We start from the raw sequence: 13,448 nt of genomic DNA on the forward strand, positions 1-13,448 counted from the left end.
GCTTCCACTCCCCACGTGACGATGTCACGAGCCCCGGCGACGGCCAGCCTCACTGGACTGACGGACACGGATCATCCCTCCTGTTCCCCCATGCATCCGCGAACACCAGACGTTGTCGGGCGAAGATCCTTCCCCGGGCGCGCGGGGTCAAACCGCCCAAAATCGGGGAAGTCGCAGGCTCGGGCGCGGAGCCCTAACGCCTGCTGGAGGCGGCCTGGTAGCCGGTCGGCTCGGTGAGGACACGCAGGGCCAGCTGCGTGGTCGACACGACCCCGAGGTGACCCACGACCCGGGAGACCCGGTCGGCGTCGAGGGGGAGCAGCCCGGGGCTGCCGGGGACCTCGGGGGTCAGCCCCAGGTCGAGGTCGGTGCGCCCCGACATCAGGGACAGGTTGAACTCGTAGCGCTCCCGGGCGCCGGGTGCGGTGAGGCGCTTGAGCAGCCCGGCCCCCACCCGGCGTACGCCCATCTCCTCGCAGTAGGAGTCGAGGGTGGCGACCAGCGTCTCGCCGGCGCAGTGGTCGATGTCGGCCCAGACCGCCGGCATCGAGCCCATCTGGGAGAGCAGGATCGACGCGGTCTTCTCGCCGATGCCCTGCACGCCGGGCAGGTTGTCGCTGGCATCGCCCCGGAGCGCGGCGAACGCCAGGTAGTGCTCGGCGTGGACGCCGTAGAGGCTGTGCAGCCGGGCCGGGTTGAGGAGGGGCGAGGCGGCGATGCCGCCGTTGATCAGGCGCAGCACCTGGGTGTGCTCGCTGATGTGGGCGAAGGCGTCCCGGTCGGAGGTGACGAGCACGCAGTTCCACCCGGAGCGCTCGGCCCAGGTCGCCGCGGACGCGTTCACGTCGTCGGCCTCCAGTCCCGCGGGCGTGACAGTGCACAGGCCGAGGGCGTCGAGCAGCGCACCGGCGCGCTCGAGCTGGTCGACCAGGGCGGGGTCCTTCTCGGCCCGGCCCGCCTTGTAGAGGGGGTACGCCTGCTCCCGCACCGACGTGGTCCGGTCGTCCAGGCCGAAGACGACCGCGTCCGGGGCGAACTGGTCGATCGCCTCCAGGATCTGCCGCAGCATCCCGTGCAGCGCCCACGCGGGCCGGCCACCGAGGTCCCGGAGCTCGGTCTCGGCGCGCGCGTGGTGGTTGCGGTGGAGGAGCGAGGGGGCGTCCACGGAGAGGAGCAGCGGCCGCTCGGCGGAGGGGAGTCCTGAGGTCTGCATGGGAGTGGGGCTCACCCTAGTCACACAGGAGGTTGACAGCGACGTCCGACCTGTCGCTCAGCGCAGCGGCCGAGTGTTCTCCTCGACGACAGCCTGAAGGAGACACCGTGAACGACATCACCGACAGCGGCAACCGCTGGGAGAACGCCCACCCGGCCGGCACCGACCCGCAGGGGGGTGCCCGGGCGCCTGCCGAGCCCGGCGGCGGGACCGTGGTCCAGGAACGCCCCGACCTCGACCCCGGCGCCGGTCAGCCGGCGCTGGCGCAGAAGCCGCCGCTGAGGGACCGCCTCCGCGAGGCGCCGACCGGCGCGAAGTGGGCGGCCGGCAGCGCGGCCGCGGTGGTCGCCCTGGCGGCCGTGGGCGTCGGTGGCTTCGCGATCGGGAGGGCCACCGCCTCGCACGGGGACACGGGTCCCGGCCAGCTCGGGCCCGGGGTTCGCCAGGCGGCCTCCCGCACGACGACGACGGCGAAGGCCAGGGCTTCGGCGCACCGGGTGGGCCGGGCGGCTCCGACAGCAGCGGGAGCACCGCATCCGGCTCAGGGTCCGCGACGAGCTCCGCCTGGTACGTCGTCCCGGCGCCCGCCGGCGCCGAGGCGGCTTGAGGTCACTGTCTCGAGGTCACTGGTCCAAGGTCACTGGGGCTCGTTGCGGACCACCGTGTGCATGAGCTTGTCGGAGAAGGTCTGGCGCTTCGGGTCCCAGAGCGGCCACAGGTAGCCCAGGTACAGCGGGAGCACGTCGACGATGTGCAGGAGGTAGCGCACGAACGCCCGACCGGGGCCGATCGTGGTGCCGGAGTCGTCCCCGACGAGCTTGATGCCCAGGACGCCCTTGCCGATGGAGTAGCCGGTCCGGCCGGCGCGCAGGCACGTGTTCCAGACGAAGACGGCCAGGGCCAGGAGCGCGCCGATCACGACCAGGGTCGTGCTCGCCGCGTTGCTGCCGCCGGAGGCGGAGACGATGGCGCCGATGAACGCCGGGAAGTACGCGACCGTGACGAGGAGGCCGTCGATGAGGAAGGCCACGACCCGCTTGAACCAGGAGGCGTACGGGTTCGGCTCGCGGGGCGGCAGGCCGTAGGGGTCGCTGCTCAGCCGCTCCCGGGGGAACGGGTCAGGCGGGCTGGTCCGGTGCGGGGTCGTGCCTTCGTTCGTCATGGTCCCTCCAGGAGCGACGGCCCCGGCGGCGGGCGGCTCCTCCACGGTAGGGACGGGTGACGGCGGGGTCATCCTCCGTCGGGGGTGATGTGACCGGGGCGGCGGACCATCACCGAGAGCAGCTCGTAGGCGACGTGCGAGGCGGCGATGCCGGTGACCTCCGCGTGGTCGTAGGCCGGGGCGACCTCGACGATGTCGGCGCCGACCACGTCGAGCCCGGACAGTCCGCGCAGCGTGGCGAGCAGCTCCCGGGAGGTCAGGCCGCCCGCCTCGGGGGTGCCGGTGCCCGGGGCCATGCCGGGATCCACGACATCGATGTCGACCGACACGTAGACCGCTCCGGCGCCGAGCCGCGCGCGCATGGCCGTGACGACCCCGTCCAGGCCGAGCCGGTCGTAGTCGGTGCACGCGATGACGCCGTAGCCCAGCTCCTCGGTGTCCGCGAGGTCGCCCGCGGCGTACAGCGGACCGCGGATCCCGACGTGGAGGGACCGGTCGCGGTCGATGAGGCCCTCCTCGGAGGCCCGTCGGAACGGCGTCCCGTGGGTGTAGGGCTCGCCGAAGTAGGTGTCCCAGGTGTCGAGGTGGGCGTCGAAGTGCAGGACTGCCACGGGTCCGTGGCGCTTGTGCACCGAACGCAGCAGCGGCAGCGCGATGGTGTGGTCGCCCCCGAGCGTGAGCAACCGGTCGGCACGGTCGAGCAGCTGGTCCGCACCGGCCTCGACGGCGCGGACGGCGTCGTGGATGTCGAAGGGATTCGCGGCGATGTCCCCGGCGTCGGCGACCTGCTGCGCGGCGAACGGCGACACGTCCTGGGCGGGGTTGTAGGGACGCAGCAGCCGCGAGGACTGCCGGATGTGCGCCGGCCCGAACCGCGCCCCGGGCCGGTAGGAGACCCCGGAGTCGAACGGCACCCCGACCACCGCGACGTCGGCGTGGCCGACAGCGTCGAGGGAGGGGAGCCGGGCGAAGGTGGCGGGGCCGGCGAAGCGCGGGACCACGGTCGCGTCGACCGGTCCGACAGGGGACTGTTCCACGGCGCTCCTCGGGGACGTCTCGACTCGCCACAGCAGGCGTGGGCGACGCTACCGCCTCCGGCCTCCACGGACACGCGCGCCGGCGGGAGCATGATGACCCGATGAGCCCCGACCAGCACGGAGTCGTCTTCCCCCTGTCCGGCGACGGCAGGCGCAGCACCACGTCGGTGGGACGGGCCGTCGTCGCCGACGCCCTGCGCACCTGCGATCCCACCGGCGCGCGGCATGCCGAGCAGGAGACCAGCTGGCGTCGGGCTACCTCCTGCACTTCCGTCGCCTCGTCGAGGCCGGGCTGGCGTCGAGGGACGCGAGCCTCGGCATCGCGACCGCGGGCCTCGACTCGCTCCGCTCCCGGATGACGGTCGTCGACGCGGACGGCGACGACCGCACGCTCGCGGAGTGGGCGGCCTCGGATCCGCAGCAGCGTCTCGGGACCGAGGAGGTGACCGGGACCGCCTCGCCCGAGCACGAGCTGTCACTGCCGTTCCACGGGCGGCGGCTGCGCGGGGATGCCCTGCACGACCGTCTCGACAGCTGGGTCCTGTCCGGCGTGCTCGAGCCGTCGGCCGCCGACGCCGTACGCGCGGTGATGGCGAACCCCGACTGGTTGAGCCTCGACGGCCGCACGGTCGCCGTCCTCGGAGCCGCTGCCGAGATGGGGCCTCTGCAGGCGCTGCTCCGATGGGGCGCGCGGGTGGCCGCCGTCGACCTGCCCCGCCCCGAGCTCTGGGAGCGCCTCACGCAGACAGCGGCGGCGGGAGCCGGGACGCTGCTGGTCCCCACCCGCCCCGGTGGATCGGACTCCCTCGAGCGCCGTGCCGGGGCCGACTTGGTCACCGACGCTCCCGCGGTGGCCGGCTGGCTCGGCGACCTTCCGGGCCCGCTGGTCCTCGGCAACTACGTCTACGCCGACGGCGCCACCAACGTCCGCCTGTCGACGGCCGTCGACGCGCTCACCACGCGGTTGCAGGAGGCCCGCGACGACCTCGCGCTGGCGTTCCTGGCCACCCCCACGGACGTGTTCGTCGTCCCGCACGAGGCCGTCGAGCAGGCCACCCGCAACTACGAGAACCGGTCCCGCGGGGCTCGCCTGCTCGGCCGGCCGCTGCGCGCCGCCAGCGCGGGCCGGTTGCTGCGCCGGGCGTACGTCCCGGACGCCGACCCCGGCATCAACGACAGCCTGGTCCCGCAGCAGGGGCCCAACTACGCCCTGGCCAAGCGGCTGCAGCGGTGGCGTGCCGCTGTCGCCCGCGATGCCGGGGCCACGGTCTCGCTCAACGTCGCACCGCCGACCCGCACCCGGTCGGTCGTCAAGAACCGGGCCCTCGCCGCGGCGTACGCCGGCGCCCACCGCTTCGGCGTCGAGGTCTTCGAGCCCGCCACCGCCAACGTGCTGATGGCGGCGCTCCTCGTGCACGACCTGAACACCGGAGGCGGCCCGACGCACGCGCACCCCTGGGAGGACGAGGCCCACGCCGCCGTGCACGGCGGGCTGTGGCGCTCGGCGTACGCGCCCCGCAGCGCCCTCGGCCTGGCCGCGCTGCTCGGCTACGGCGCCTCCCGGAGCTGAGCCTCGACTCAGCAGCGCGGGCTCGTGTGGTCAGACGCCGAGCTCGGCGGGGACCTCGCCCGCGGCGACGGCGTCGGCGAGACGCTGGTGGTCGAGCTCGTTCTGGTCGGCGTAGGCCGCGGAGAAGCGGGCGATCGCCCGGTCGAATCCGTGGCCGCGGCCGAGGTACGCCGCGATCGCCAGCCGGTCGCCGGAGCGGGCGTGGGCCCGGGCCAGGGACCAGCCGCAGGCACGGGTGTAGGCGTGCAGCCCCGACTGCGACATCGTGGACAGGTCCATGGACGCCTTCCAGTCCCAGAGCTGGCGGACGTAGAAGTCGTGCTGCTTGCCGTCGAGGCCCTGCGCTCCCAGCCAGCCGAGGAAGATGTCGCTCGCGGCGTTGGTGATCCGCTGGCCACGGACCACCCGCTCGCCGTGGCTGGGGAACTCGCTCGCCCCGAGGTAGGGCTCGAGCACCGAGGCCTGGGCCTCCTTGGCCTGGAGGACCAGCGGGTCCCTTCCGCCGCGCCCCACGAGGAGGAAGATCCAGGCGCGGGTGCCGACGCTGCCCACTCCGACCACCTTGCGTGCCATGTCGACGAACTCGTAGGTCCGGAAGAGGAACCGCCGCTCGTCATCGAGGCTCGCGGCGTACGCCGCCATCAGCTCGCGGGCGTAGCGCTCCTCCTCGTGGGTGGAGGATCCCTTCATCAGCTCGCGCAGCGGGACGAGCAGCGGTGGGACGCTGCGGAAGCGCAGGCGGCCGCCGACGCGCTCCGTGAGCTTCGTGACCGCCCGCACGCTGTTCTTCCGGCGTGCCCGCGCGAACGGCTTCTCGAACAGGATCCGGCCCTTCTTGCCCAGGCGCCCACCGAAGCGCTCGACCAGCTCGCTCGCGCTGAGCCGGTCGTACCAGACGTCGAGGTGGCTCTCGCCCGCGAAGCCGTGCATGCCGTCGCGGTACTCGCGCACGCAGTCGGTCACGAGCCTGCGCCGGCGCTTCGCGGGCAGCCCGACGTCGCGCCCCGCGATCTCGACGCTGGCGGCCATCCGCTTGACGTCCCACTCCCACGGCCCGGGGAGCGTCTCGTCGAAGTCGTTGGGGCCGAAGACGAGTCGGCGATCCGCAGCCGCGAACCCGCCGAAGTTGGAGATGTGGGCGTCGCCGCACGCCTGGACGGCGACGTGGGAGTCCGGGGTGCCGGCGAGGTCGGCCGCCATGACGGCCGCGGCGCCACGGTAGAAGGCGAACGGCGAGGCGAGCATCCGCCCGTAGCGGATCGGCACCAGCTCGGGAACCCGGGTGGCGGCCTGGGCCCGCAGGACCTCGACCGGGTCGGGCCGCCCGGGCGCAGGTGCCCAGTCACCGTGCGCCGATCGCGGCGACCATGCCCTCGCCGCCCGACCGCGCTCGGTCGACTCGCCGGGCTGGAGTCTCGCCATCGCGTGTCCGGTCATGCGGACCTCCGGTCGTGGGAGCCGGTGGAGCGGCCTGCCGAGTCCTGTCGGCAGTGCCTCCAGACTAGGCCAGCCCGCCGCTCCTCGCGCTCGTCAGGACAGACCGAGGATGGTCCCGTCGTCGGCCAGGTCGATGCGTGACGCGGACGGGTCGCTGGGCAGCCCCGGCATGGTCATCATGTCGCCGCACACCACGACGACGAAACCGGCTCCCGCGGACAGCCGGACCTCGCGGACGTGGAGCTCGTGCCCGCTCGGGGCACCCAGCGCGGTCGGGTCCGTGGAGAAGGAGTACTGCGTCTTGGCGACGCACACCGGCAGCGCGTCGTACCCGTCCCGCTCGATGCGGAGCAGACGCCTCCGGGCCCTGGCATCCCAGGTGACCTGGCCCGCGCCGTAGAGCCGGGTCGCGATGGCCTCGACCTTCGCGGTGAGCGACAGGTCGTCGTCGTAGGTGAACGAGAACGAGTACGGCGAGGGCTCGTCGATCGCCTGCAGCACGCCCTTGGCGAGCTCCTGCGCGCCGAGCCCGCCGTCGGCGAAGTGCGTCGCCGGGAACGCCCGCACGCCTTCGGCCGCGACCAGCTCGACGACCTTGTCCACCTCGTCGTCGGTGTCGGTCGGGAAGCGGTTGACCGCGACGACGCAGGGGATGCCGTAGACCTCGCGGACGTTGTCGAGGTGCCTGCGCAGGTTGACCATCCCGGCCTCGACAGCGGGGAGGTCCTCCGCGCCGAGGTCGGAGAGCGGTACGCCGCCGTGGTACTTCAGGGCCCGCACCGTCGCCACGACCACCGCGACGTCGGGGCGCAGGCCGGACTTGCGGCACTTGATGTCCACGAACTTCTCCGCCCCGAGGTCAGCCCCGAATCCCGCCTCGGTGACGACCAGGTCGGCCAGCCGCAGCCCGGCCCGGGTCGCCATCACCGAGCTGCAGCCGTGCGCGATGTTGGCGAACGGGCCCCCGTGCACGAAGGCCGGTGCGCCCTCGAGGGTCTGCACGAGGTTGGGGGCGAGCGCGTCCCGCAGCACCGCCGCCATCGCGCCGTCGGCGCCGAGGTCACGCGCGGTGACCGGCTGGGTGCCCCGGGTGTAGCCGATGACGATGTCGCCGATGCGTCGCTTCAGGTCGGACCACGACTCGGTGAGGCAGAAGATCGCCATCAGCTCCGAGGCGACGACGATGTCGAAGCCGTCCTCGCGCGGGAAGCCGTTGATGTGCCCGCCCAGGCCGACGACGACCTCGCGGAGGGCACGGTCGTTCATGTCGAGCACGCGCTTCCAGGTGACGCTGCGGACGTCGATGTCGAGCTCGTTGCCGTGGTGAACGTGGTTGTCGATCAGCGCCGCCAGCAGGTTGTTGGCCGCGGCGATGGCGGCGAAGTCGCCGGTGAAGTGCAGGTTGATGTCGGTCATCGGCACGACCTGGCTGTAGCCGCCGCCCGCCGCGCCGCCCTTCATGCCGAACACGGGGCCCATCGACGGCTCGCGGAGGCAGGCGACAGTGCTGTGTCCCAGGCCGTGCAGCGCGTCGGTGAGGCCGACGGTGGTCGTGGTCTTGCCCTCGCCCGGGGGAGTGGGGGACAGGGCGGTCACCAGGACCAGCCTTCCGAGCGGCCGGTCGGCGAGGGTGGCCAGGTAGGTGAGGTCGACCTTGGCCTTGTAGTGGCCGTAGGGCACCAGGTGCCGCTCCTCGATGCCGAGCGTCCCGGCGGCCACCTCCCGGATCGGGCGCAGCGTCGCGGCATTGGCGATCTCGATGTCGGTCAGCACGTTCGCCGCCCTCCCTGGTGGTCCCTGTTGTGCACGGTAGCCGAGGCAGGGCCCCGCAGGTCAGGACGAGACGGGGTGGCCCAGGGCGACGTCGAGGGCGGCGGTGGCGTGGATGCGGGTGGTCGGCAGCACCGGGACCGGGCTGTCGTCCGGCCCGATGAGCAGCTCGATCTCGGTGCAGCCGAGGATGACGCCGTCCGCTCCGTCCGCCACGAGGTCGGCGATGACGTCGCTGACCCGCCGTCGGGAGGTGTCGTCGACGACGCCCCGGCAGAGCTCCTCGTAAATCACCCGGTGGACCAGCGCGCGGCCGGCGGCGTCGGGGACGACCACCTCGAGGCCGTGGGCCGTGAGCCGGTCGCGGAGGAACGTCTGCTCCATCGTGTACGCCGTGGCCAGCAGCGCCACCCGGGACAGCCCCGCGCCCTCGGCCGCCGTGGCAGTGGTGTCGGCGATGTGCAGCAACGGGATGTCGACCGCGGCCTCGACCTGGTCCGCGACCTTGTGCATCGTGTTGCTGCATACGAGCAGCACCTCGGCGCCGGCGGCTTCCAGCAGGCGCGCCTCGCCCGCCAGCACCCGGCCGGCCTCGTCCCAGCGGCCCGCTGCCTGGAGCTCGGCGATCGCGGCGAAGTCGACCGACACCAGCACGCAGTCGGCCGAGTGGAGGCCGCCGAGCCTGGCGGCGACGCCCTCGTTGAGGAGGCGGTAGTAGAGCGCGGTGCTCTCCCAGCTCATCCCGCCCAGCAGTCCGATCCGCTTCATCGGCCCGCTCCGGTGCTCTCCGGGCGGCCGGCCGGGCGTGCAGTGGCCCGGCCGGTGCGGTGGTGGCGGACCAGGCGGCGCCGGCCGTGCGCCTCGGCGGCCCGGAGGCGGCGGTCGATCTCGTGGCGGGCCAGGTCCGGGTTCAGCATGTTCATGACGACTCCGTTCGCGGTAGGTGGAGTCCTCATCGTGCGCCGCCGGTGCCGGCCCTCGCCCCGGTGGGATCGCCGGGTTCCGGGCTCAGCCCATCGAGCCGATCTGCTCGCTGGCGCGCTCGCACGCGTCGACCCCGCACCGCACGATGGCCGTCTTCCTCGTGCCGTAGGCAGTGATCAGGACCGACCGGTTGCTCTCCCAGGCGCCGGGGCCGAAGGAGCCGGGGGTGCGGTAGGTGGCGAGCCGGCGACCGTGGTCGGTGTACATCGAGAGCTGCCCCACGGGCCCGTCCGTCACCAGGGACTGCGTCAGCAGCCGGCGGCCGTTCGGCGAGGTGGCCAGGACCGCCTGCCGGCACGAGCGCCACAGGGTGGTGCGCGCTCCCGTCAGGGTCGTGACGTCGCCGCAGGCGGTGTCTCCCGGGGCTGCGACGAAGGAGGCGAGGCGGTCGGCCCGGATGTCGGCGAAGTAGCCCTCGTCACCGTTGATCCGGGAGGTCGTGTCCGTGGCGGTGTTCCACCGGAAGGTCCGGCTCGGGGCCGACGCTCCCAGGACCGCACGTCCGGCGGCGGCGTCGAGCACACGGACGTAGCCACGGAAGGTTCGACCGGTCACCCGATCGCCGGTCGCCGCGTCCCGGACGGTCACCACCGAGCTGCCACTGCGCTGGACGGCCTCGAACAGCTGCAGCCCGTCGTCGGAGAGCAGGATGTCGCCCCTGATGCGGTCCATGACCGGCGTGGTCGTGCCGTCGGCGGCGACCCGCTGGACGCTGCTGGTGCCGTCGCCGGGCCGGACGCCCACGACGTAGTCGTCCCGGAGGTGCCGAAAAGCTCGACCTCCTGGGCCGCCACCTCGATGCGGCGGTTGCCGTCGAGGATGCTGGTGCCGAGCAGCTGCGGGATGTGGGGGTCGTCCCCACGCTGGAGGGCCGCGGGCTTGACCGTGACGGCGGTCGCGGGCGCCGTGGTGCTGCCGAGTGTGACGAGGGCCAGGACGGCCGGGGCCAGGAGGCGGGCGGTACGAGAGCTCACGAGGGTCCTTTCCGAGAGGGACGGGCGACCGAGCGGTCGCCCTGCCCCCCACTGACTCCGCGGGCGCGGGTGAGGTTGCGCCGCGATCCGGACTTTTCTCGGACAGGCGTGCGGCGGCGCGGGCCCGGGTGCCTTCGGAAGACGGACCGACGATGCTCTAGCCTCCAAACGTGAGTGCGCAGGCCCCTTCAGCTGTCATCCTGATCCGAGCGGAACGGTTCATCCCCAACCCCGCCACCGCCGCCGACAACGCCTTCCAGCGTGACGTGCCGGCGGGGCAGTCCGACGACGCGACGCAGTCCCTGGCGCTGGCCGAGATGGACGCCGTCGCCCAGGCCCTCCGCGACGCCGGCGTACGGGTCCACGTGTTCGCGGACGAGGACCACACGCGCCCGGACAGCGTCTTCCCGAACAACTGGCTCTCCACGCACGCGGGTGGGAACGTCGCGGTCTACCCGATGTACGCCTCCAACCGTCGTCACGAGCGTCGCGCCGACGTGCTGGAGATGCTCAAGTCTCAGTACCGGGTGCAGACGATCGTGGACTACTCGGGCCTCGAGCCCGACGGCATCTTCCTCGAGGGCACCGGCGCGATGGTCCTCGACCACGTGTCCCGGGTGGCCTACACGGCGGTGAGCCACCGAGCCGACACCCATGTGCTCGAGCGGTTCTGCACGGACTTCGGCTACGAGCCGATGGCCTTCGACGCGGTCGACTCCGAGGGCGTGCCGGTCTACCACACCAACGTCATCGCCTGCATCGGCACCGACGTGGCGATGATCGCCCTGGAGATGATCCCCGACGCGGTGCGTCGCGAGCAGGTCCGCGAGCGCCTCACGGTCAACGGCCGCAGGGTCGTCGAGCTCACCGAGGAGCAGATCCGCGAGTTCGCCGGCAATGCGGTGGAGCTGTGCGGTCGTACGCCGGAGGGCAAGCGCCGCTACATCATGGCCATGTCGGCCCGGGCCCGGCGCAGCCTGCGTCCGGACCAGGTGGCGGTGATCGAGGAGTCGTGCGAGATCGTCGACATCGACATCCCCACGATCGAGCTGGCGGGTGGGTCGGTGCGGTGCATGATCGCCGGTGTCCACCTGGACCGGCGCCGCGCGGTGGAGCTCGAGCCCACGGCTGCCGTCGAGGCCATCGACGAGGACCCGCACACCCTCGACGGGCAGGACGTCGCGATGGCGGAGGCCCTCGCGGACTGATCCGCACACGGGTCGTCCTCCTGTCCGCAAGGACAAATTTGGGGATATCTGCTAGGCGGTGAGCCGGTGCCCCGCGTAGCGTGCATGCCCGTGTCCCACCCCCCGGCGCAGCGTTCCCCTGAGCCAACCGGCCGGGCGTCGGTCAGCACCGGCTCGGATCGCTGCTGCGGGATACCGACGAAAGAGAGACCCCTTGAAGACACGCATCCTGATCCTGCTCGCTGCGGTGGTCGGCCTGCTCGCGCCCGTGGGCGGCGTGCTCGCACCCGCCGAAGCCTCGACCTGCTCCGATCCGAAGTTCGTGACCTCCGACCCGAACGGCATGTGGGGTGAGGGCGCCTACGTCGTGCACAACAACATGTGGAACGCCTCCGGGTACAACGTCTCCGAGAGGCTGAGTGCCTGCTCCCACAGGAACTGGTCGGTCCGCGCGAAGGCCAACAACAGCTCGGGCGACGGGGCCGTCAAGACCTACCCCAACGTGCACCGGGACTACCACAACTGGAACACCGACAAGGAGCCCCGGCTGAGCTCCTTCAAGACGATCAGGAGCTCGTTCGCGGCGAGGACCCCGCACGTCGGCATCTACAACGCCGCCTACGACATCTGGCTCAACGGTGTGCCCGGCAACCGCGAGGTCATGATCTGGACCGACAACTACCGTCAGGTGCCTGCCGGCTCCGTGGTCGCCAAGAACCTGTCGTTCAGCGGTCACACGTGGAAGCTGTACGCGACGAAGGACAACCAGTACCTCGCCTTCAAGCCCGCCCACCGCATCACCAAGGACACCCTCAACCTCAAGGCCATGCTCTCGTGGCTGGCCTCGAAGGGGCGGATCCCCGCCCGTTCGACGCTCGGCCAGATCTGCTTCGGCTTCGAGGTCGTGTCCACCGGTGGCGAACCCGCGACGTTCAAGGTCAACGACTTCTCGGTCAGCTCGAGCCGCCGCTGACCTGCCCGACGAGCCGCGGCACGCAGAGGCCCCGCCGACAGATCCGTTCTGTCGGCGGGGCCTCTGCGCGCGTGCGTCAGGCGAGGGTGGCGGTGTCGATGACGAAGCGGTAGCGGACGTCGGAGGCGAGCACGCGCTCGTAGGCCTCGTTGACCTGGTCGGCCCGGATGACCTCGACCTCGGCGCCGAGGTGGTGCTCGGCGCAGAAGTCCAGCATCTCCTGGGTGAGGGCGATGCCGCCGATCATCGAGCCGGCGAAGGACCGGCGCGCGCCGATGAGCGAGAACACGTTGAGGCTCAGCGGCTCGGCCGGGGCGCCGACGTTGACCAGCGTGCCGTCGACAGCGAGCAGGCCGAGGTAGGCGTCGAGGTCGATCTTGGCGCTGACCGTGTTGACGATGAGGTCGAACCGCCCGGCGAGGTGCTCGAACGTGGCCGGGTCGGAGGTGGCGTGGTAGTCGTCCGCCCCGAGGCGCAGGCCGTCCTCCTGCTTCTTCAGGGACTGGGACAGCACGGTGACCTCGGCGCCGAGGGCGTGGGCGATCTTGACGGCCATGTGGCCCAGGCCACCGAGCCCGACGATGGCGACCCTCTTGCCCGGGCCGGCGCCCCACGTGCGCAGCGGGGCGTAGGTGGTGATGCCGGCGCACAGCAGCGGAGCGGCGGCGGCCGCGTCGAGGCCCTCGGGCACGGTCAGGACGTAGTCGGCGTCGACGACGACGTGGGTGGAGTAGCCGCCCTGGGTGGTGGTGCCGTCGCGGTCGGTGCCGGCGTACGTCGGGACCATGCCGTCCAGGCAGTACTGCTCGTCCCCGTTGCGGCAGTTGGTGCACTCGCCGCACGAGTTGACCATGCAACCGACGCCGACGCGGTCACCGACCTGGTGCCGCGTGACGTCGGGGCCGACCTCGGTCACGACGCCGACGATCTCGTGTCCCGGTACGACGGGGAACGGCTGCGGCCCCCAGTCGCCGTTGACGGTGTGGATGTCGGAGTGGCAGATGCCGGCGTACTGGATCTCGATCAGGACGTCGTTGGCGCCGACGTCACGACGCTCGATGGTGGTCGGGGCCAGCGGCTGGCCGGCGGAGGGTGCTGCGTAGGCGTTGACGCGCATGCGGGAGCTGCTCCTTCAGGGGAG

Annotated in this window: 13 protein-coding genes; 4 read left to right on the forward strand and 9 right to left on the reverse strand. The window is 72.3% G+C overall.

Features of this window, described 5'->3' with window-relative positions; all coding sequences use genetic code 11:
- Positions 1–193: 193 nt before the first annotated feature.
- Positions 194–1,213, reverse strand: a complete 1,020-nt coding sequence (locus H0S67_RS09970) for a 5'-3' exonuclease (RefSeq protein WP_180936449.1) — start codon at positions 1,211–1,213, stop codon at positions 194–196.
- Between the two features lie 107 nt (positions 1,214–1,320).
- On the opposite strand from H0S67_RS09970, the gene H0S67_RS09975 reads away from it, so the two are divergent.
- Positions 1,321–1,935 carry a hypothetical protein gene (locus tag H0S67_RS09975; RefSeq protein ID WP_180936450.1) on the forward strand — a complete coding sequence of 205 codons (615 nt, stop codon included), beginning with the start codon at positions 1,321–1,323 and terminating at the stop codon, positions 1,933–1,935.
- Here the strand turns inward: H0S67_RS09975 and H0S67_RS09980 are convergent.
- Positions 1,851–2,375 carry an RDD family protein gene (locus H0S67_RS09980; protein ID WP_180936451.1) on the reverse strand — a complete coding sequence of 175 codons (525 nt, stop codon included), beginning with the start codon at positions 2,373–2,375 and terminating at the stop codon, positions 1,851–1,853. The genes H0S67_RS09975 and H0S67_RS09980 overlap by 85 nt on opposite strands.
- Positions 2,376–2,443: 68 nt before the next feature.
- Entirely contained in the window at positions 2,444–3,412 is a 969-nt protein-coding gene (speB, locus tag H0S67_RS09985; RefSeq protein ID WP_180936452.1) for an agmatinase, read from the reverse strand.
- Positions 3,413–3,767: 355 nt separating this feature from the next.
- On the opposite strand from speB, the gene H0S67_RS09990 reads away from it, so the two are divergent.
- Entirely contained in the window at positions 3,768–4,982 is a 1,215-nt protein-coding gene (locus H0S67_RS09990) for a hypothetical protein (RefSeq protein ID WP_219635606.1), read from the forward strand.
- Positions 4,983–5,012: 30 nt separating this feature from the next.
- Here the strand turns inward: H0S67_RS09990 and H0S67_RS09995 are convergent, their stop codons facing one another.
- From H0S67_RS09995 to H0S67_RS10015, 5 genes are all read right to left on the reverse strand, one after another.
- Positions 5,013–6,419 carry a DUF2252 domain-containing protein gene (locus tag H0S67_RS09995; RefSeq protein ID WP_180936453.1) on the reverse strand — a complete coding sequence of 469 codons (1,407 nt, stop codon included), beginning with the start codon at positions 6,417–6,419 and terminating at the stop codon, positions 5,013–5,015.
- Between the two features lie 93 nt (positions 6,420–6,512).
- Positions 6,513–8,192: a formate--tetrahydrofolate ligase gene (locus H0S67_RS10000; protein ID WP_180936454.1), complete on the reverse strand. Its 1,680-nt coding sequence runs from the start codon at positions 8,190–8,192 to the stop codon at positions 6,513–6,515.
- A gap of 60 nt (positions 8,193–8,252) precedes the next feature.
- Positions 8,253–8,957: an aspartate/glutamate racemase family protein gene (locus H0S67_RS10005; RefSeq protein ID WP_180936455.1), complete on the reverse strand. Its 705-nt coding sequence runs from the start codon at positions 8,955–8,957 to the stop codon at positions 8,253–8,255.
- Positions 8,954–9,112 carry a hypothetical protein gene (locus tag H0S67_RS10010; protein WP_180936456.1) on the reverse strand — a complete coding sequence of 53 codons (159 nt, stop codon included), beginning with the start codon at positions 9,110–9,112 and terminating at the stop codon, positions 8,954–8,956. The genes H0S67_RS10005 and H0S67_RS10010 overlap by 4 nt, the downstream gene beginning before the upstream one ends.
- 85 nt (positions 9,113–9,197) lie before the next feature.
- Positions 9,198–9,917 (reverse strand): hypothetical protein, encoded by a 720-nt coding sequence (locus H0S67_RS10015; RefSeq protein WP_180936457.1) that lies wholly within the window; start codon positions 9,915–9,917, stop codon positions 9,198–9,200.
- 400 nt (positions 9,918–10,317) lie between these two features.
- Here H0S67_RS10015 and ctlX point away from each other — a divergent pair, with 400 nt between their 5' ends.
- Together ctlX and H0S67_RS10025 are read left to right on the forward strand one after the other, a co-directional pair.
- Positions 10,318–11,355, forward strand: a complete 1,038-nt coding sequence (ctlX, locus tag H0S67_RS10020) for a citrulline utilization hydrolase CtlX (protein WP_180936458.1) — start codon at positions 10,318–10,320, stop codon at positions 11,353–11,355.
- Positions 11,356–11,548: 193 nt separating this feature from the next.
- Positions 11,549–12,307, forward strand: a complete 759-nt coding sequence (locus H0S67_RS10025) for a GH12 family glycosyl hydrolase domain-containing protein (protein WP_180936459.1) — start codon at positions 11,549–11,551, stop codon at positions 12,305–12,307.
- Positions 12,308–12,383: 76 nt separating this feature from the next.
- On the opposite strand, the gene H0S67_RS10030 is transcribed toward H0S67_RS10025, so the two are convergent.
- Positions 12,384–13,424 (reverse strand): NAD(P)-dependent alcohol dehydrogenase, encoded by a 1,041-nt coding sequence (locus tag H0S67_RS10030; protein ID WP_180936460.1) that lies wholly within the window; start codon positions 13,422–13,424, stop codon positions 12,384–12,386.
- Positions 13,425–13,448: the final 24 nt, after the last annotated feature.

This window comes from Nocardioides ungokensis, from assembly GCF_013466985.1.
In the GTDB taxonomy this organism is placed as follows: Bacteria; Actinomycetota; Actinomycetes; order Propionibacteriales; family Nocardioidaceae; genus Nocardioides; species Nocardioides ungokensis.